This is a genomic window from Paraburkholderia nodosa DSM 21604, assembly GCF_000519185.1.
In the GTDB taxonomy this organism is placed as follows: domain Bacteria; phylum Pseudomonadota; class Gammaproteobacteria; order Burkholderiales; family Burkholderiaceae; genus Paraburkholderia; species Paraburkholderia nodosa.
The window spans coordinates 379,591-398,002 of record NZ_JAFA01000004.1 but is presented as its reverse complement, the minus strand read 5'-3'; the positions used below and the strand labels follow the sequence as shown (position 1 = coordinate 398,002).

The window sequence follows — 18,412 nt, the reverse complement described above, 5'->3', positions numbered from 1 at the left end:
TACAGAGCATGAGCAGAAAGGGAAGTTGCTGGGACAACGCGGTGGTCGAACGCTTCTTCCGGAGCCTGAAGAACGAATGGATCGGCGATCAGGAGTACGGTAGTCACGAACAGGCTCAACGCGATATCACGGGCTACATCGCTGACTTCTACAACTACCGGCGCATTCATTCGGCAGCANACAATCTGCCGCCAGTGCGATACGAAACTTCGATTTATTGAAAAGCCCCTTTGTGGGTGTCCAAAGAGGCTTGACCACTACAGTGCCGCCCCGCACAGGGGCAACACCTGCATACCAACGCGAAAACAAGGAGAGGCCAAAACGCCGCGACTAAGGCCTAAAAAAACCAACTACTTGCCACGAGCAACAACCCCATCCAACACGCGCTCGACAGCATCTACATACTGCTGCTTCCCAAACCGTTCCCGCGCGGTAGCCAGTCCTTGCGCAGCAAGCCCATCGCGCAACGCAGCGTCGTCGTACAGCCTACCGATGGTCGCAGCCAGCTCCTTCGCATCACCTGGCGTGCAGAGCAACCCGCTCTCACCATGCTCGACAATCTCAGTCACACCGCCATCGCGAGAAGCAACAACCGGCCGCTGCGCCAGCATCCCCTCAACGACCACACGCCCAAACGGCTCAGGCGTAATAGACGTATGCGCGATCACATCGACGGCACGCATGCACGCAGCAATGTCATGCCGGAAGCCGAGAAAATGCACACGCTCCTGCAACCCATTCGCTTCGACAAACGCATGCAACTCAGCGGCATACGCATCCTCACCGAACAGCGGCGCCCCAACAAACACAGCATGCGCACGCGGCTCGTCGAGCAACGCTTCGAGCAACACATGCTGGCCCTTCCAGCGCGCAAGACGGCTGAACGCGCCCACGAGGAACGCGTCCTCGGGCAAGCCGATCTGCGCGCGCAATTGCGCCTGCGGCACGCGCGCGAGCGCACGGAACGGCGATTCATCCACGCCGTTGTGCACCACGTCGATGCGCTTCGCGTCGAAGCGCGTGAGCTGCGCGAACACCTTCGCCGACGCATGCGAGTTCGCGATCACATGCGCGAGTCCCAGCTTCGCGCAGCCCTTGATCACGGCGCGCTGCACGCGGCCGAAATGCTCGTCGCTCACAATATCGCGCAAATGCCAGACCACCGGCTTGCGTGCGAGCTTGCCCGCGATCACGCCGATCACCATCGCACGCTGCGTGTTGGCGTAAAGCACGTCGGCGCCGCGCGCGCGGCGACGCGTCTCGCGCACGAGCGCGGCGATGCCCGCAAGCACGCCCAGTCGCGGCGCCGTGCCGCCATCGCGGCGCACGTTGCTCAACGCGCCCGAATCGAGCACCTCCACACGCGCACCGGCTTTGTCGAGCGCCTCCCTGAAGGGTCCGTCATTGAAGAGCAGCACGTCGATACGCGAGCGCAAGCCCTTCACCACTTCCAGCAGCGATAGCTCGGCGCCGCCCAGCACGCCGCTCTGGTCGATGGCGAGCACGCGCGGCGCTTCCGGTGCGTCCGCTTCGATCTCGAACGGTGCCGCGCCGTGTGCCGAGCCCGCCTGCGCAATCGTCGGCACCGCCTTCGCCACACGCGCGAAGAATTGCTCGCGGAAATGTCGCGAAGAAAAGCGCTCGGCGTTCGCGCGGCAATCTTCGGCGCGGAATCGGCCAGGATCGCTTTCGAACGATTCGACGGCCGCGATGATCGCGTCTGCGTTTTGTTCTTCGAAGAACAAGCCCGTGGGGCGCGAACCGGTGTCGCGCACCGTTTCGAGCGCGCCGCCCTTGCCGAAGGCAATCACGGGCGTGCCGCAAGCCTGCGCCTCGACCACGGAAATGCCGAAGTCTTCTTCCGCTGCGAACACGAAGGCCTTGGCGCGCCGCATGCGGTCGTGCAGTACGGCGAACGGCTGATAGCCCAGCACTTCGACGTTGGGCGTCGCCTTCGCGCGAACCTTGTGCATGTCGGGGCCGTCGCCGATCACCACGAGGCGCCGTTCGGGCATGCGAGCGAACGCCTCGACGATCAGGTCGATCTTCTTGTACGGCACGAGCCGCGAGGCGGTCATATAGAAGTCTTCTTTCGTGGTTTCCAGCTCGAACGCATCGACATCCACGGGCGGATAGACCACCTCGGCCTGGCGCTGGTACACCTTCTGAATGCGCCGCGCGATGAATTCCGAGTTGGCGACGAACTGGTCCACCGAATTCGCCGTGCGCACGTCCCAATTGCGGATGTAGTGCAGGATCAGGCGCGCGAGCATCGACTTCGGGCCGCGCGTGAGGCTCGACTCCTGCAGGTACTGATGCTGGAGGTCCCACGCATAGCGGATCGGCGAATGCACGTAGCTGATATGGAACTGGTCCGGTCCCGTGAGCACGCCCTTGGCCACCGCATGGCTGCTCGAAATCACCACGTCGTAGCCCGACACGTCGAGCTGCTCGATGGCGAGCGGCATGAACGGCAGGTAGGCGCGATAACGCTTGCGCGCGCCCGGCAGCTTCTGGATGAACGAGGTCGTGGCGCGCTTGCCGCGCAGGAACGCGCGGTCCTTCGCATCGACGAAGTCGACGACCGAGAACAGGTCCGCATCGGGAAAGCAGGCAAGGATCTGCTCGAGCACGCGCTCCGCGCCCGCGTAGGTCACGAGCCAGTCGTGCACGATGGCCACGCGCGGCGCACGGCCCGCGGCGAGGGCTGGCCGCAGCGGCCGAAGCGGCATGACGGCGCCCGTTTCGGGCCGTCGCGGTCTGGTGGCGTCGCGCCGTTGAATGGGCGCGGCGGCGCTTTCGGACGGCGCCGCTTCGTCGATCAGTTCGTGACTCATGCGCTTTTCCGTGAATTCAGTCGAAAGAGAAGGGAACGGGCGTAGCCGCGCAGCATCGGCGTGGTCGCAACGGACCACACCACGTTGGCGAGCGCGAGCACGACACCGGCGCCGATTGCGTACAGCGCGTCCGGCAGCCACCACGCAAGAGCGAGTGCGGCAGCGAGAAAACTCAGGTGTGCAAACATATCGACGATGATCGTTCGGCTATGAATGCGCGAAAGCCACAGCAGCACGACGTAGTCGAACAGTGCGCGAAACAGCACGGCGGCGGCCGCACCCGGCAAGCCGTAGCGCGATATGCCGAGCCACAGCAGACCGGCAAAGAGCGGCAGCTCCACGAGCCCGACGCGCGCGGCGACAGCCGGATTGTTTTGCGACTGGATGAGAATGCGCGTGACGCCCGCCTGCCCGACGAGCCACACGGCGATGATCAGCACGCGTCCAACCGGCGCACCATGCTCGGCGATCACGGGGCCGACCCACGCATGCAGGAAAGGCTGCAGCACCACGATCGCGCCGATGGCGATGGGCGTGAACACGGCATTGAGAAACTGCAGCGACTGCGCGGCGATTTCATCCGCATGCTCGCGGCCCAGCGCGGAGAGGCGCGGAAACAGCGTGCGCACGAGCGCGTTGGGCACCATGTTCAGGCGCGTGACGAGGTTCTGCGGCACGGTGTAGTACGTGACGAAGCGCGCACCGAGGCCCGCGCCCAGCATCATGCGGTCGAGCGAATCCGCGACCATCGTCGTGATGCTCGCGACCAGCATCCAGCCGCCGAAATTGAAGAGCGCCTTCGAGGTATCGAGGCGCGGCCCGCGCACCTTGCGAATGCCGAGCACGCGCAGCGCCGAGCGGCCGAGCAGGATGGCGGCCGCGAGACGCGCAAACACGGCGGCGGCCAGCACGGTCTGCAGATTCGGTTCGTACGCCCAGGCGGCGGCGAGCGGCAGCAGCTGGAACAGGAACGTGCCGAGCGTCTGGTTCGTGTTGTAGATGCCGAAGCGCTCCGCGCCGTTGATCGCGCCCGCGAACACCCACGAGACGTTCGCCACCGGAATCGCCACGGCGAGCCAGGGCAGCGCGAGATAGACTTCGTGCCGCAATTCGGGCGTGACGTGCGTGAAATACGCCGTATAGAGCGCGCCGCCCGAATAGATCAGCAGGCCGCCAATCGCACCGGTCGTGAAGTTCAGCCAGAACGCGCTCCAGAACACGCGCTCGCAGGCGTCGGCGTCTTTCGACGCATACGCCTTCGAGATCTGGTTCTGCGCGGCCATGCTCATGCCGAGATCGAGCACGCTGAAGTAGCCGATCAGGGTCCAGACGAGCGCGATCACGCCATAGCGCTCCACACCGAGCAGGCGGATATACGAAGGCACCGTGACGAGCGACACGAAGGTCGGCAGCACGAGACCGAACAGATTGATTGCGACGTTGCGCAGTATTCCTTTGTCCATTAGGTATCCAGTTGCGTGGCCCGTAACGGGTCAGGCCGGTTTCCAGCGGTACATGAGCACCTTGCCGCGCGCGTCTTCCTCGACGAACACGAGGTATTCGCCGTTCGCTTCGCGATGCGCGGTGATCCCGAACGGCACGTCGACCCAACCCGAGGTGTTGCCCACTTCCGCGCCCGGTCCGAAGGTGCCGATCTCTTTCGCGCTGTCCTTGTCGTACACGTGGACGTTGCCCGCGGGCTCGACCACGAACACGTACTGGCCTTCCACCGTGAGCCCCGCGGGCGTGACAGGCGGCTTCGCCTTCGGGTCCCACGGCAGGCGCAGCATGTAGTGCTGCTCGGGGTGGCCGCTCGACCACTTGTCGTAGCGCACCAGCACGCGCCCCGCTTCCTTCCAGAAGCCGGGATCGTGCGGCGCATCGGCGGTGTAGCCCGTCACGTAGAGCGTGTCGGTTTGCGGCTCGTAGATCGCGCGATGCACTTCGGTGAACGGCGCGGGAATCGCGTACTTGTCGAGCTTGTCGTACGAGTAGATCGGGTTGCCCTTCGCGTCGAGCCCGCCAAAGCGGAAGCGCCAGATGCCCTTGTTGTCGCGCGCGCGCCAGATGTCGCCGCGCGTGTCGATCCACCAGCCCCAGCCGCCCGCCAGATGGTCGCGGCCCGGATTGCGCGTGAATTCGTCGGCGTCGAGCGCACCGTTGCCGTTCGCGTCGCGCCAGATCCAGTCACCGTCGGGCGGCGCGTTCGGCACGTTCTGCACCCCGCGGCCGCGGCCCGCGATGAGTCCCGAGGGAATCGCGGTCTCGCCGTCGCGCTGCGCGTCGAAGCGGTAGATCTTCAGGTGGTCCGCGTACATGTCGGTGAGGAACAGGAACGTGTGCCCGTTCAACGCGCGCGCGGTAGGCAGACCCGGCCACTGATCGGTGTGAAAGACCGGGTCGTCGGGATAGCGGAAACGATTGGACAGGAATCCGACATATTTCGAGTCCTGCCCCGGCGGCTTCGACAAGTCGAGTTCGAAGCGTTTGTTGCCCGTATAGACGCTGTTGGGACGCTGCGGGTCCACCCACGCGCCGTCCACGAACAGCAGGCCTTCCAGGTTCCAGAGGCGCTTGCCGGCAGGCGTATAGGCCTCCAGCGTCGCGCCAAGGCCCGCGCCGATGCTGTCGTCGTGCTGCGGCCCGACACCATTCGTCGAGACGTAGATGTTCCCGTGCGCATCGGTGCCAACGCCCGTGAGGCCATTGAAGCGGCCCGGGCCCGGCCGGCCCGCGACGCCCGAGAAGATGCCGCCGCGTTCGCCGAGCGTGGCGCTCTGCGTCCACGTCTTGCCGTTGCGCGTGAAGATGAGGATCTGCTGGCGCGGCCCGTTATCGGCGATCAGCAGGCGTTGCTGCGAATCGAACGCGAGATCCACCGGCACCGAATCGTCGGGCAGCGCGAGCGTGTCGTCGAGGCGCTTGCCGTCCGCCGAGTAATGTTCGACGCGTGGGCGAGCGTCGCCCTTATCCGCTTCGGCGCCCGTCAGCACCCACACCGACCCGTCGGCCGCGAGCGCGATACGGCCCGGCGCCTGCACGTCCCATTGCGCCTTGCGCTGCATCGAGTTCGCGTCGTACACCTCGATGCGGTTCATCGGCGTGTTGCTCACATAGAGCGTCGAATCCGTCGCCGCGAGTCCGCCAATGTCGGCATGCGTGCCGGTGGGCACCTCGTTGATCTTGAGGAACGACGCGGAAAGCTGCGCATGCGGATTGAGCGGATCGGGCGAAGCCTGAAACGCGGCGGCGCGCTTGGGCTCGTCGAGCGGCCGGCGCGTGATGCCATACCACTGGCTGCCCTTCGCGGGCCAGATACCGCTGCCGACGAGATGCCCCTTCTCGTTGCCCACGCCAACCGCCGCATACAGATAGCGATGGTTCACGGCCACGGCATTGCCGCCGGCGCCGCCCCAGCCGTGCGTGCCGCCGGCAAAGCCGAGCGGCTTGCCGTCCTGGTACGCGCTGATCTCGGCGCCGCTCTCGTCCCACGGCGCGTTGGTGAACACCTTGCCTTCGGGCGTGACGGCGATGGCCGTGACGTTGATTTGCATCCACGTGCCCTGGCCGTTGCCAAAGCTATTGCCGATCCACGAGGTCGTCACGTTGAGTTGCGGCGCGGCGATGGTCTGAACCGACGACGTGCAGATAAACGTGCACATCGCGGCCAATGCCAACGTCCTGCGCAAGCGGCGATCGGGATTCGATAACGGCAAGGCAATTCCTCCGGTCTGGTGACGGCAATCTGCCAGGATCATGCCGTACAAACCGCGTGAAAAATCGCCTCCAAAAAAGGGAAAATAATTCAAAAAAATTCAGTATTTATGACCCATTTCTGAATCATCCGGAAATAAATTCTCAAACACCGACACCTCGCCGGAAAGCCCATGCAGAACGGCGTTCGGCGGGGTCCAGCCCGATTTCCAAAAGGCAATACGCATTTCATATCGCGCGAATTCCGGCATTTAAATTCAAAAATCCGGAATCAATATATTTCCGCTTTTTGAACATTTAATTCTTTCTAGAATGAATCGCGAAGCAATCGCGCATGCATGAACCCACCGGAGAACCGATGACCGTTAGCCGCCTAGTCAATCAACAAGGCCCCGCCAACCATTCCCACCGCATCGTCCAGCTGGACGGCCTGCGTGCCTTCGCCGTGCTCGCCGTGTTCGCGCAGCACGCGCTGCGCGCGCCGTTGTGGATGGGCGTCGACCTGTTCTTCGTGCTGAGCGGCTTTCTCATCACCGGCATCCTGCTCGAGCGCAAGGCGCGCGGGCAATCGTATTTCAGCTACTTTTATGCGCGCCGGGTGCGCCGTATCCTGCCGCCCTACGTGCTGCTGCTCATCGTTTCGTCGCTGCTGTTCGGCTTCGGCTGGGCGCACTACTGGCCGTGGTATGCATTCTTCGCCACCAATATCGGCGACGCACTCGGCCAGAGCGGACACGACAGCCTCAACATCCTCTGGTCGCTTGCCGTCGAAGAGCAGTTCTACATCGTCTGGCCCTTCGTCGTGCTGCTCCTGCCCCAACGGCTCATGGCCGTGGTGGCCGCCGCGCTCATCTTTCTCGTGCCCGTGCTGCGCGCCGTCGCGACGCCGTGGTTCGACTCGTACTGGCCGATTTACTACCTCACGCCGTTCCGCATGGACCTGCTGGCCGCCGGCGCGCTGCTCGCCGTGCTCGTGCGCCGCGACCGCAATGCGCTCGAGCCCTTCAAGTGGCCGGCCGCCGTGCTCTTTTTCGCGGCGCTCGGCGTGCTGGCCTGGCTGCACCTGCACTACCCGCGCTTTCGAGGCATGAACACGCCGCTTTCCAACGCCATGCTCTATAGCGTTTCGCTCGTGCTCTGCACCTCCATCGTCGTGTTTGCACTGCAGTCGAAAGGCATCGTGCGGCGCCTGCTGTCCAACCCGGTGCTCGTGTATATCGGCACGATCAGCTACACGATCTACCTCATTCACCTCACGATTCTGTATGCCGTGTGGCCGCTCCACTACGGCCGCATCCAGAGCGCCGCGATTGCGCTCGTCCTCACGCTCGCTTATGCAAGCGCGAGCTGGTTTCTCTTCGAGCGCCGCCTCACGCGCGGACCGCGCCGCCGCTCTGCGGCTGAGCCGGTCGACCTTACTGCGCGTGTGAGCCAGTCGAGCCCGCAATCGTAATTCCTGAATCCCGTTCGATACTTCAAAGGCACATCACATGAACGAACGTCGCAAAGCGATCATCACCGGTGTTTCCGGCCAGGACGGCGCCTACCTCACGCGCCTTCTGCTCGACAAGGGCTACAACGTCACCGGCACTTATCGCCGCACCAGTTCCGTCAACTTCTGGCGCATGAACGAGCTGGGGATCCTCGACCATCCGTCGCTCGAACTGGTCGAACACGACCTCACGGACGCGGGCTCGACCCTGCGCCTCGTCGAACGCGCCCAGGCGCAGGAGGTCTACAACCTCGCGGCCCAGAGCTTCGTGGGCGTGTCGTTCGACCAGCCCGCCACGACCGCCGAAGTCACCGGTATCGGTGTGCTGAACATGCTCGAAGCGATTCGCGTCGTGAATCCAAAGACGCGCTTCTATCAGGCCTCGACCTCTGAAATGTTCGGCAAGGTCCAGGCGATTCCGCAATGCGAGGACACGCCGTTCTATCCGCGCAGCCCTTATGGCGTGGCCAAGCTGTTCGCACACTGGTCCACCGTCAACTACCGCGAGTCCTACGACATCTTCGCGACGAGCGGCATTCTCTTCAACCACGAGTCGCCGCTGCGCGGGCGCGAATTCGTCACGCGCAAGATCACCGACAGCGTCGCCAAGATCAAGCTCGGCAAGCTGAACATGCTCGAACTCGGCAACCTCGACGCCAAGCGCGACTGGGGCTACGCCTCCGAATACGTCGAAGGCATGTGGCGCATGCTGCAAGCCGACGAGCCCGACACCTACGTGCTCGCCACCGGCCGCACAGAAACCGTGCGCGACTTCGTGAAGATGGCCTTCGCCGCCGCCGGCTTCCAGCTCGAATGGTCGGGCAAGGGCGAGCGCGAAACCGGCATCTGCGTCGCCACCGGCCGCACGCTCGTGCGCGTGAGCCCGCGCTACTACCGCCCCGCCGAAGTCGATCTGCTCATTGGCGACGCGACCAAGGCGCAGGAAAAACTCGGCTGGAAGCCGCAAACTTCGCTCGAGCAGCTCTGCCAGATGATGGTCACGGCCGACCTTGCGCGCAACGAACGCCATGACACATTCTGATCCCGCTAGCCGTCCGCGCGCGCTCATCACGGGCATTGGCGGCTTTACGGGCCGCTATATGGCCGCCCGCCTCGCGGCGGACGGCTACCGTGTGTGGGGCACCGTGCGGGCGGGCGAGTCGCTGGGCGCGGAAGCCTTCCCGTTCGGCGCCACCGCAATCGAAGCCGACTTGCTCGACCGTGCCGCGATCGCCCATGCGCTCGAATCCGTGCAGCCCGACGTGGTCGTGCATCTCGCCGCAGTGGCCCACGTGGCCGACAGCGACGTGGCGCGCACCTACGTCGTGAACGTCGTCGGCACGCGCAATCTGCTCGAGGCGCTCGCGCAGCAGAAGCACGTGCCGCGCGCCGTCTTGCTGGCCAGCAGCGCGAACGTCTATGGCAACGCCACCAACGGCGTGATCGACGAGCATGTCGAGCCCCAGCCCGCCAACGACTACGCGGTCAGCAAGCTCGCGATGGAATACGTCGCGAGGCGCTTTCAGGCGCAATTGCCGATCGTCATCGCGCGCCCGTTCAACTACACGGGCGTGGGCCAGTCGCCGGACTTCCTGATCCCGAAGATCGTCGACCACTACGCACGCGGCGAAAAACAGATTTCGCTCGGCAACCTCCACGTGGCCCGCGACTTCTCCGACGTGCGCGACGTGGTGAACGCCTATGCGCGGCTCGTCGAAGTCGCGCCGCGCGGCACCACCGTCAACGTCTGCTCGGGTAGCGGCCAGACGCTTGGCGCGCTGCTCGACATGCTCGCGCGCATCGCCGGCTACGAGATCGAGGTGCACATCGATCCGCGTTTCGTCCGCGCCAACGAAGTGCGTCAGCTGATCGGGTCGAACGCGAAGCTGCGCTCCATCGTCGGCGACAGCTCGCGCAAGCACCTCGAAGAAACCTTGCGCTGGATGTACGAAGAGGCCCGCGAACGCGTGCTCGAAACGCAATAGCGCTCTGCTTGCTGACTCTTGTTCTACAAATAAACCGCCGCTCTCCCGAGCGGCGGTTTTCTTTCGGTCGATCGACCCGCTTCAGTGAGCGGCGATTCCTTCCGCGTAGACACCGGCGACGCGCTTCGCGATCACGGCGTTGTCGAAATGCTCGCGCGCATACGCCTTGCATGCCTCTTCATCCGGCAGCTTGATGCGGCCCGAGAGCGCGCCGTCGATGCCATCGGCGATCGCGTCCGCGCCCGTGCTCGGCAGCACGAGATCCTGTGACAGACCGGCCACCGCCTCCGGCAGACCGCCCACCGGCGTCACCAGAACCGGCGTACCCGCGGAGAGCGACTCCACCGTAATCAGGCCGAAGCCTTCCAGCGCAACCGTCGGCACCACGCTCAGCGTGGCCGCGCGATAGAGCGAAGGCAGGTGCGCGTCGGGCACGAAACCGAGCAGCTTCACGTTGTCGGCCAGCCCCGCTTCGTCGATACGCTGCTGAAGTTCGGACTCCAGACGGCCTCGCCCCGCGATCAGCAGGAGCACGTCCGGGTGGCGTTGCTTCACCATCTTGATCGCGTCGATCAGATCTTCGAGGCCCATACGGCGCACGAGGCGGCGCACGGCGAGGATGATCGGGCGGCCTTGCGGCAACTGGAGCTTCAGGCGCGCTTCCGCCGTCGTGCAGGCCGGGTCGAAATGCGCCGTATCCACGCAACCCGGCACGATGCGCACGCGCTCGGGCGAAATGCCGTAGCGGCGCGTGAGAATGTCGCCAAACGCCTTCGACAGCACGATGAGCCGCGAGGAGCGCTCATACACCGACTGCTCCAGCGAGTGCTTGATGCGCTGGCTCAGCGTGGCCGCGCCTTCCACGAAGCTTTCGTCGGCCCACGGGCCCTGGAAGTGCGAAACCTGCGGAATGCCGCGCGTGACGTCGAGGCCGGGGAAGGTGTAAAGCGCGAAGTGCGAGGAAATCACGTCGGGACGGTGGCGGCGAATTTCGCTGCGCAGCGCGCGGCGCGCATCCATGAGGCGAAACGGCAGCGAGCGCGAAGCGGAGCCGAAGCCGTGAATCGCGCCGCCGCTGTCCTCGGCCACCTTGGGCGAGCCGGCCACCACGCCGCGCACGCGCACGCCCGCACCGGGCAGCGCGCCGACGAGCGAGTAGTACATGCGGTCGAGACCGCCTGCGCGCTCGGGAAACCAGTGCATGCCGATCTGTAGCGATTGAATGGATTGTGTGGTCATCGCGTGTCCTTATTCTGCACGTATGCGGTTATCAGGGGGTGTCTGCGCGCTGGAGCGATTGCCCGCCCGTCAGCGTCGCAGCGGCGAATGCGGGTTCTTCGCGGCGCACGGCCTCGCTCGCGTCGCCGGCCAGTTGTCGGTAGAGCGCGATGTACTGCGCGGCCATGCGCGCCCAGCCAAACTGCGAGGCCAGCTCCGCCGCGGCCTCGCCCATCGCGAGGCGGCGCGGCGTGTCGGTGGCGAGCGTTTTCACGGCGTTGGCGAGCGCCGGTACGTCGTCGGGGTCTTCGAGCACGATGCCGCAATCGGGCGTGATGATTTCCGCACCGCCGGCCGTGCGCGCGGTGACGACGGGCAAGCCCGCCGCCATCGCTTCGAGCAGCGAAAGGCTCATTGCTTCGTAGCGCGAAGGAAAGACGTAAGTATCGACGGAGCGCATGAGCGTGGGCATCTCGCTCACGAGGCCGAGAAAATGGACCCGCGACTCGATGCCCAGCTCGCGTGCGAGATCGGGATACGGGCTGCCCGGCAGGTAGCCCGCCACGGCCAGATGCACGTTCCCGGGCATCTGCTTCATGGCATGCAGCACCGTGCCGAGGTTCTTGCGCGGCGTGCGCAGATCGCCCACGAAAAGCAGCAGGAAAGCGTCGGCGGGCAGCGAGAACTTTGCGCGGTCCGCGCTCGCGGCCGAGAAGCCGCGCGTGTCCACGCCGTTGTAGATCACGTCGAGCCGCTCCACGGGGTTGCCGCCCGAGGCGCGAATTTCGTCGGCGACCTTGCGCGAAACGGCCGCGATCACGCGCGAGCGCCGGTACGCCCAGCGCTCCAGCACCGCATTGGCGCGCGTGTAGACGAACTGGTAAGCGGACCACACACCGCGCGTGAGACCGAACGGGTAATACTTGCTGCGCGCCCAGCCGCCGTGTACGAAGTGCGCGGTGTTGACGTCGGCGTGCGCCCAGGTGATGAAGCCGTTCACATGGAGCACGTCGTATTCGCGCCGGTTGCGGCGCAGCCACAGCGCGCTCTTCAGCGCGAATACCTGCTGGCGCAGCAGGTTGGTGGGCCACGCGCGCGACGGTTGCACGCTCACCCATTTCACCTTCGGGTGGGCAAGCAGCTCGGGCGCGACATGCGAGGCGACCAGCGTCACCTCGAACCCCTCGTCGAGCGCGGCGCGCGCGATTTCATGATTGACGCGGCCCTGGCCGTCATTGTGGCGCACGACATGCGTGACGATTGCGACTCTCAATCGGAGACCTCCGTGGTCGGGGCCTGGCGTTGAAGCTTCGCCCAATGCCCCGCGCTGAGAATGGAAAACACGCTCGAAAAGAGCAGCAGGCCGCCAGTGCCCACGAGCGAGTTGGTGAACACCAGCATGGCGAAGATCGATATCGCGAGGCTCAGGCACGCGCACACGTAGCGGTCCTCGGGAAAACGAAACGACACCCGCACCGCGCGCACGAGCAGCCACAGCACGCCCGACATGTAGAGCAGCGTGCCGGGCCAGCCCAGCACGAACGGAATGTTCATCACGCCGCTGTCGAAGCTGCCGTACTGGCCGAGCTGGCCGTTATTGCTGGAGAGCTTGGTCGATGCGCCGGTGGCGCCGAGGCCCTCGCCCGTCACGTCGGTGAAAGCCTTCTTCGCGAAGTCGGCATAGAACTGGTTACGCGCCTCGTAGCTCTGGTCGTCCTTCAGGTTCACGAGCGTATTCAGACGCTGCTGCATGCGGTCCGCCACGGGACCGAACGTGAGCAGCGGCACGCACACGCCCGCGAGCACGACCGCGCTGATGACGATGCGAATGCGCACCTTGTTGCTCGACTTCATCAGCTGGATCACCATCGCGATCGCCCAGCCGCCCCAGGTGGAGCGCACGAGCGAGAGCGCGAACGAGAAGAACCCGAACGCCGCCGCGACCCAGCGCACGCGATGCTTCGCGGCCATCACGAACACCATCGCACCCATCATCGCGAACGCGAACGGGCCCGACGAGTTCATCGTGCTGAACACTCGCACGCCGAGCGGCACGGGGTCGCCCTGCGAGTTCATGTCCGAGCCGATCATCCACATCGCATCCCACGGCGGCATGATGAAGAATTGCACGAGACCATACGCGCCCATCACGAGCATGCCGTAGATGAAGGTGTTGATGATGGTCTTGCTGCACTCGGGGTACTGGCGCGTGAGCACCATGATGTGAAAGCCGATCAGGAACGGATAGATCCAGTTGGCAAGGTCATAGACTGCCGCGGCCGGACCGCTCCCCACCACGCCCACCACGAACCCATAGCCGATGCCGAGCAGCGCGAGCAGGAGCGGCAGACCGCGCCGCTGCCCGAGGATCGGGTAGTAGCGCAGCAGCGAAATGCCGCTGATCATCGTGACGGCGAGCGGCGCGACCTGAATGAGGCTGGTCGGCGTGAAGCCGCCCTTGCCGTAGTCGGCGAGGCGCCGCACTTCGGGGCTCAGGAACCACAGCCACCACATGAAGCCGATATAGCGCACCGGGTTCACGAAGTAGAGCCAGAATCCCACCGCGATCGCGAGCACGGGAAACGCCAGCGTAAGCACGGTGCCCTGGTGCGCGCCGATCAGGAGCGCTGTCAATACCCACAAGGCGAGCGGCGGCAGCGTATCGCGGCCGAACAGGCTGCGCAGGCCGCCGCGGCGGCGGCCCGGCTGAGGCGCCGGCGCGGGTGCCGGGATAGCGGTCGTGACGTCCATGATCACATCCCGCGCGCAGCGACGCCCGGGCCACGGGGTTCGCTCGCAATCGACTCGCCATTGAGCGCGTCGCGCTCGTGCAGCATCTCGCGCGTGAGTTGCGCGTGCTGCCGTGCGAAGTGTTGCGTAGTGAGATCGCGCGTGCGCAACTGCTCGCAGGCTTCGCGCGCTTGTTCGAGCGCACGCGCCGGGTCGGCGACGAGCGCATTCGCCGCGTCGCGCAACTGCTGGGCGTTGAACGGCTCGACATACGAAGCGGCCGTCTCGTCGAAGTAGTCTTCGAGCGCACCGACCTTCGTCGCGATCATCGGCTTGCCGAGCGCCGCGGCTTCCAGCATCACCGTGATGCCCGAAGCGTGCGTGTTGGGACGCAGCGGCACGACGATAATGTCCGCCCAGTCATACAGCGCATGCTGTTGCTTGATGCCGGAAACGCGCACGATTTCGACGTTGTCCGCGCGCGCCGATGCCGGCATGCGCCGGCGCGTGGCGATCCGCACCTGGTAGCGCGAATCGTTGCCGAGCGCGCTGACGAGCGTGGCCCAGTCGCGGTCGCGGTCGTTGCCGATCGCGGCCACGCGCACCGGCGTATGCGGCGTCCACTCCGCAGGCGGACGCAGCGGAAAATCGCTGGTATTGAGCCCATAGAGCACGTGACGCGCCTCGCGCCCGAAATACTCGCCGCACAGCGCGGCATTCTCGCTCGCGAGCGTGGTGAGCAGATCGGCACGCTTGAGAAGCCGCTTGTAAATCGCACGGCGCAGCGCGCCATAGCCCGGCCAGCGGTCGAGCAGCCACACGCTTTGTGCCAGCAGCAGCGGGCGCGCACCGCCCTTCTTCGCGTTCATCAGCAGCACCAGCGCCACGGCCAGATGCTCCTGCTCAGTGTGCGTCCAGATGACGTCGGATTGCAGAATGGCGCGGCGATTGCGCCACGCATGAACGAAGTCGAAGCCGAACGCGGCCTTCAGTGCGCGCCGCATGAAGCGCATGGGCGTGCTCTCGCTCGCGTCCTGCGCATAATTGAGGGCGAATTCCGCAGATTCCGCGTGATGGTAGCCGTACAGGCTGCCGATGTTCTCGCCTTTGCGATAGCGGCGCGGATCGGCGCCATAGAAAAGGTGGACGTGGACTTGCGTACCGCTCATTCGGGGTCCTCCGTGTAGTCGTTGGCCGCGCCGCTCAAACGAGCGCGCGGCGCGCCTCTCGTGCGCCGCCGCGCACTGCGCGCCAGCGTGCAAACGCCGCGCCCGCGGAATCGCCGCGTACGGCGCTCAGGCCGGTGTGCACGAGGCCCGGATACACACGCGTGCCGACGAGCGCGTACCACCACCAGGCGGTTTCGCGGCGCAGCGGCGTGAGATGGCCGAGCAGGATGATATGCAGGTTGTAGGCGGCGTTGCGGATCGAGGCGAGCGTCTGCGCGTTGCGCGGGTCTTCGCCCGGACGCGGCGCGGGGTAATGGTCGACGGCCACGAGCGGGTCGTACACGAGCTTCCAGCCCGAGCGCTTCACGCTCATGCTGAACGCCATGTCGTTATGGGTTTGCGCGCCGGTGCCGCGCAGGCGTCGGTCGAAGCGCAGGTCACCGATCGCCGCGCGCCGATAGCTCATGTTCGCGCCCTTGAGCAGATCGACTTCGCGCGCGCCACCCGCGCCCAGATGATGATTGCCGACGATGCGGCCCGAGCGCTGCAGCTTGCCCACGAGCGGGCGCTCGCCGTCGATCATGCGGCCGCCTTCGTGAACCCAGTCGCGGCCGCCCAGCGCACCGAGCTTCGGGTCGGACTCGAAGGCCGCCGCGATGCGCGCGACCCAATCGGCGCGCGGCGCGGCGTCGTCGTCGGTAATGGCGATCACGTCGCCCGTCGCGGCCTCGATGCCGCGATTGAGCGCCGCCACCTGCCCCGGTTCCTCGACGATGGCCACCGCCACGTTGAGCACGCGGGGCGTGACGTGTTCGGCGAGGCACGCGTGCGTCGCCTCGTCGTCGGCACGCGCCACGACCACGATCTCGTCGGGCGCGCGCTGCTGGCGCAGCAGCGCCGAAAGACAGCGCGACAGATCGTCAGGACGCCGATAGGTCGGCACGAGCACGGTCAGTTTCATCGCGGATTCCTCCCTGGCTGCACTTGATGGGGGCGTAGGCGTCATGCGCTCAGGTACTCGCGCACATTCGCGTAGCCATAGCCGTAGTTGCCGCGCGTACGCGCCGGCACGCCGTTGAACACCCCGCCCTGCACCCGCACGCCGGCGTTGCGCAGACGCTTGAGCGCGTCGGCGATTTCGCCTTCGGTGTGCATGCCAGAACGCAGCACGAGGAACGTCGAGCCCGCATGGCTGCCGATGATGGCGGCGTCGGTCACGGCGAGCACCGGCGGCGTGTCGATGAGCAGCACGTCGTAGCGGTTCGACAGGCCTTCGAGGTACTGGCCAAGACGCGGCGACATCAGCAGCTCGGAAGGATTGGGCGGACGGCGGCCGCACGACATGAAGTGCAGGTTGTCCACTTCGGTCGCGCGAATCGCCTCGTCCAGCGAAATCTGCCCCGAGAGCAGCTCGGAGAAGCCGTTTTCCTGGGGGCCGCCCAGATGGCGTTCGAGCGCGCCACGGCGCATGTCGCCGTCGATCATCAGCACGCGCTTGCCCGAATGGGCGAGCAGCACGGCGAGGTTCGCGGTGAGGAAGCTCTTGCCCACGCCCGGCACCGAACCCGTCAGCATGACTACGCGATTGCGCGCGTCCATCACGCTGAACTGCAGCGAGGTGCGCAGGCTACGCAGGCTTTCGACCGTGAGGTCCTTCGGGCGCGAGTTCGCGAGCACTTCACGCAGACGCGTACCGCCGCGCACCGGGGCGCGCTTCTCGAGCGCCAGTTGCTCCGGCGAAAGCGGCACGAGACCGTACACCGGCAGCTGGAACGAGCGCTCGATCTGGTCCGGATCGACGATGCCCTTGAACATGTTGCGGCGCATGAGCACGAAGCCCGTGCCGAGAATGATGCCGAGCAGCGACGCCGCCGAGACGATCAGCAGCTTCTTGGGCTTCGACGGGTTGCCCGGGCGCAGGGCCGGATCGACGATATGCACGTTGCCGCCCGTGCCCACGCGCTGCACCGAAAGCTCCTGGATGCGGTTGAGCAGCAGCACGTAGATGTCCTCGGCCACCTTCGCGTCACGCTGCAGCTGCACGGCCTTCACTTCCGTGGCCGGCAGGTCGCGGAACTTCGTGTCGTACTTCGCGCGCTCGCCCTGCAGTTGCGCGAGCTGCTGGCGCGCCGCGATCAGCACCGGGTGCTGGTCGCCAAAGCGCTGCTGGAGCGAGGCGATCTGCAGTTGCAGCGCCGAGATCTGCTGCTCGTACTGCACGCTGCCGTCGAGATAGATCTTCGCTTCGTCGCTCGCGTTGATCGAACCCGACTTGCTCTGGTACGCCGTGAGCGCCGCCTCGGCGTTCTCGAGGTCCGACTTCAGGCGCGGCTGTTCGCTGCGCAGGAAGTCGAGCATCTTGCTCGCGTCGGCCTGCTTGGTCGCCACGTGCTCGCGCAGGTACGACTGCGCCACCGCGTTCGCAATGGCGGCCGCGTGCTCGGGGTCGTTGTCTTCGAGCGAGATGTCGATCACGCCCGTTTGCTTGCCCTGCTCCTGGACCTGGATTGCGTTCTGGAAACCACTGATCGCGTCGAGGTCGTTCAGGCGCACGACCTTGAAGCGGGTGCCCGGACGCGCAACGAGCTTGTTCACGAGCAGCTTCACGCCGCCGCCCTGTTCGACCTGGCCAACGGTGCCTTCGAGCAGGCGCGCGCCGTCCGGCGTCGAAACCACGTAGCGGTCGTTGTCGAGCGCGGTCAGCGTGAGCTTCTTGCCCTCGAGCTCGGGCGTGACCTCGATCGAGTCGAGGTTGATGACTTCGCCGCCCCACGCGAAGTTGCTGAGCCAGTTGCTCAACCCGAACCACGGACGCGCGGGCGTGCCCGGCGTCGCGAGACGCGCGGACAGGCTGCCGATCAACGGCAGCATGACCGGCGTGACGGTGGTGTTCAGCTTGAACTGCTTCACCACCGGCTCGACCACGCTGCGGCTCTTGATCATCTGGATCTCGGCGTCGGTGGGCAGACTGCCCGTCGACGATCCAGAGCTGATGTTCGCGCCGGTTTGCGTTTGCGTGAGGGCCTGCGACGTGTAGTCGGAAGGCTCCACGCGAACCTGGGTGTCGGCCGTGTAGACCGGCTTGGCGATGAAGCAGTAAAACACGGCCATGGCGATCACCGCCGCCGCGATCGCGATGAGCCAGCCGATGTCGTCGATGATGACGCGTAGCAACTGGCCGAGGACGACGTCCTCTTCCTCGGTGCGGGCCGCCGGGGCCGCCTGGCTATTGGCTTGTATGGTCACGATTCAATCCCGTTGTTTAGG

The 18,412-nt window shown here is 65.5% G+C and carries 14 protein-coding genes; 4 read left to right on the top strand and 10 right to left on the bottom strand.

Annotated features, from left to right (window positions below):
* On the top strand, positions 1-221 hold a 221-nt coding region (locus tag A3CW_RS0108220; RefSeq protein WP_028203135.1), incomplete at its 5' end, for an integrase core domain-containing protein.
* Positions 222-350: 129 nt separating this feature from the next.
* Here the strand turns inward: A3CW_RS0108220 and A3CW_RS0108215 are convergent.
* The 4 genes from A3CW_RS0108215 to A3CW_RS52270 all read right to left on the bottom strand — a co-directional run bounded on the left by A3CW_RS0108215 (position 351) and on the right by A3CW_RS52270 (position 6,802).
* Positions 351-2,837, bottom strand: a complete 2,487-nt coding sequence (locus A3CW_RS0108215; RefSeq protein WP_028203134.1) for a glycosyltransferase family 4 protein — start codon at positions 2,835-2,837, stop codon at positions 351-353.
* Positions 2,834-4,300: a flippase gene (locus tag A3CW_RS0108210; protein WP_028203133.1), complete on the bottom strand. Its 1,467-nt coding sequence runs from the start codon at positions 4,298-4,300 to the stop codon at positions 2,834-2,836. Before A3CW_RS0108210 ends, A3CW_RS0108215 begins: the two co-directional genes overlap by 4 nt.
* Before the next feature lie 30 nt (positions 4,301-4,330).
* Entirely contained in the window at positions 4,331-6,499 is a 2,169-nt protein-coding gene (locus A3CW_RS0108205) for an NHL repeat-containing protein (protein ID WP_051481321.1), read from the bottom strand.
* 153 nt (positions 6,500-6,652) lie between these two features.
* Complete coding sequence (locus tag A3CW_RS52270; RefSeq protein WP_154677880.1) at positions 6,653-6,802, bottom strand: hypothetical protein; 150 nt, start codon at positions 6,800-6,802, stop codon at positions 6,653-6,655.
* 107 nt (positions 6,803-6,909) lie between these two features.
* Between A3CW_RS52270 and A3CW_RS0108200 the strand changes: the two genes are divergently transcribed.
* The 3 genes from A3CW_RS0108200 to A3CW_RS0108190 are packed head-to-tail and all read left to right on the top strand — an operon-like array spanning position 6,910 to position 10,028.
* Positions 6,910-8,004: an acyltransferase family protein gene (locus A3CW_RS0108200; protein ID WP_028203131.1), complete on the top strand. Its 1,095-nt coding sequence runs from the start codon at positions 6,910-6,912 to the stop codon at positions 8,002-8,004.
* Between the two features lie 37 nt (positions 8,005-8,041).
* On the top strand, positions 8,042-9,085 hold the full coding sequence (gene gmd / locus A3CW_RS0108195; RefSeq protein WP_028203130.1) for a GDP-mannose 4,6-dehydratase: 1,044 nt from the start codon (positions 8,042-8,044) through the stop codon (positions 9,083-9,085).
* Positions 9,072-10,028, top strand: coding sequence for a GDP-mannose 4,6-dehydratase (locus A3CW_RS0108190; RefSeq protein WP_028203129.1), 957 nt, complete (start codon positions 9,072-9,074; stop codon positions 10,026-10,028). Before gmd ends, A3CW_RS0108190 begins: the two co-directional genes overlap by 14 nt.
* Positions 10,029-10,109: 81 nt before the next feature.
* Here the strand turns inward: A3CW_RS0108190 and A3CW_RS0108185 are convergent, their stop codons facing one another.
* Genes A3CW_RS0108185 through A3CW_RS0108160 form a run of 6 tightly spaced genes read right to left on the bottom strand, consistent with a single transcriptional unit; the run spans position 10,110 to position 18,394 of the window.
* A complete protein-coding gene (locus A3CW_RS0108185; protein ID WP_028203128.1) occupies positions 10,110-11,267 on the bottom strand; it encodes a glycosyltransferase family 4 protein in 1,158 nt (385 codons plus the stop codon).
* A 31-nt stretch (positions 11,268-11,298) separates the two neighbouring features.
* Positions 11,299-12,519 (bottom strand): glycosyltransferase family 4 protein, encoded by a 1,221-nt coding sequence (locus A3CW_RS45625; protein ID WP_081771561.1) that lies wholly within the window; start codon positions 12,517-12,519, stop codon positions 11,299-11,301.
* Positions 12,516-13,997 carry a glucose-6-phosphate isomerase gene (locus A3CW_RS45620; protein ID WP_051481312.1) on the bottom strand — a complete coding sequence of 494 codons (1,482 nt, stop codon included), beginning with the start codon at positions 13,995-13,997 and terminating at the stop codon, positions 12,516-12,518. The genes A3CW_RS45625 and A3CW_RS45620 overlap by 4 nt, the downstream gene beginning before the upstream one ends.
* 2 nt (positions 13,998-13,999) lie before the next feature.
* Entirely contained in the window at positions 14,000-15,145 is a 1,146-nt protein-coding gene (locus A3CW_RS45615) for a glycosyltransferase (protein ID WP_035512528.1), read from the bottom strand.
* Between the two features lie 34 nt (positions 15,146-15,179).
* A complete protein-coding gene (locus tag A3CW_RS0108165; RefSeq protein ID WP_028203127.1) occupies positions 15,180-16,106 on the bottom strand; it encodes a glycosyltransferase family 2 protein in 927 nt (308 codons plus the stop codon).
* A gap of 41 nt (positions 16,107-16,147) precedes the next feature.
* Positions 16,148-18,394 (bottom strand): polysaccharide biosynthesis tyrosine autokinase, encoded by a 2,247-nt coding sequence (locus A3CW_RS0108160; protein ID WP_051481311.1) that lies wholly within the window; start codon positions 18,392-18,394, stop codon positions 16,148-16,150.
* Positions 18,395-18,412 lie beyond the last annotated feature (18 nt).

Coding starts and splice junctions, on each gene's coding strand:
- A3CW_RS0108165 (WP_028203127.1), bottom strand. CDS start 16,106: ATGAAACTGACCGTGCTCGTGCCGACCTATCGGCGTCCTGACGATCTG.
- A3CW_RS0108205 (WP_051481321.1), bottom strand. CDS start 6,499: ATGTGCACGTTTATCTGCACGTCGTCGGTTCAGACCATCGCCGCGCCG.
- A3CW_RS45620 (WP_051481312.1), bottom strand. CDS start 13,997: ATGGACGTCACGACCGCTATCCCGGCACCCGCGCCGGCGCCTCAGCCG.
- A3CW_RS0108210 (WP_028203133.1), bottom strand. CDS start 4,300: ATGGACAAAGGAATACTGCGCAACGTCGCAATCAATCTGTTCGGTCTC.
- A3CW_RS0108200 (WP_028203131.1), top strand. CDS start 6,910: ATGACCGTTAGCCGCCTAGTCAATCAACAAGGCCCCGCCAACCATTCC.
- A3CW_RS0108185 (WP_028203128.1), bottom strand. CDS start 11,267: ATGACCACACAATCCATTCAATCGCTACAGATCGGCATGCACTGGTTT.
- A3CW_RS0108215 (WP_028203134.1), bottom strand. CDS start 2,837: ATGAGTCACGAACTGATCGACGAAGCGGCGCCGTCCGAAAGCGCCGCC.
- A3CW_RS45615 (WP_035512528.1), bottom strand. CDS start 15,145: ATGAGCGGTACGCAAGTCCACGTCCACCTTTTCTATGGCGCCGATCCG.
- A3CW_RS52270 (WP_154677880.1), bottom strand. CDS start 6,802: ATGCCGGAATTCGCGCGATATGAAATGCGTATTGCCTTTTGGAAATCG.
- A3CW_RS0108190 (WP_028203129.1), top strand. CDS start 9,072: ATGACACATTCTGATCCCGCTAGCCGTCCGCGCGCGCTCATCACGGGC.
- gmd (WP_028203130.1), top strand. CDS start 8,042: ATGAACGAACGTCGCAAAGCGATCATCACCGGTGTTTCCGGCCAGGAC.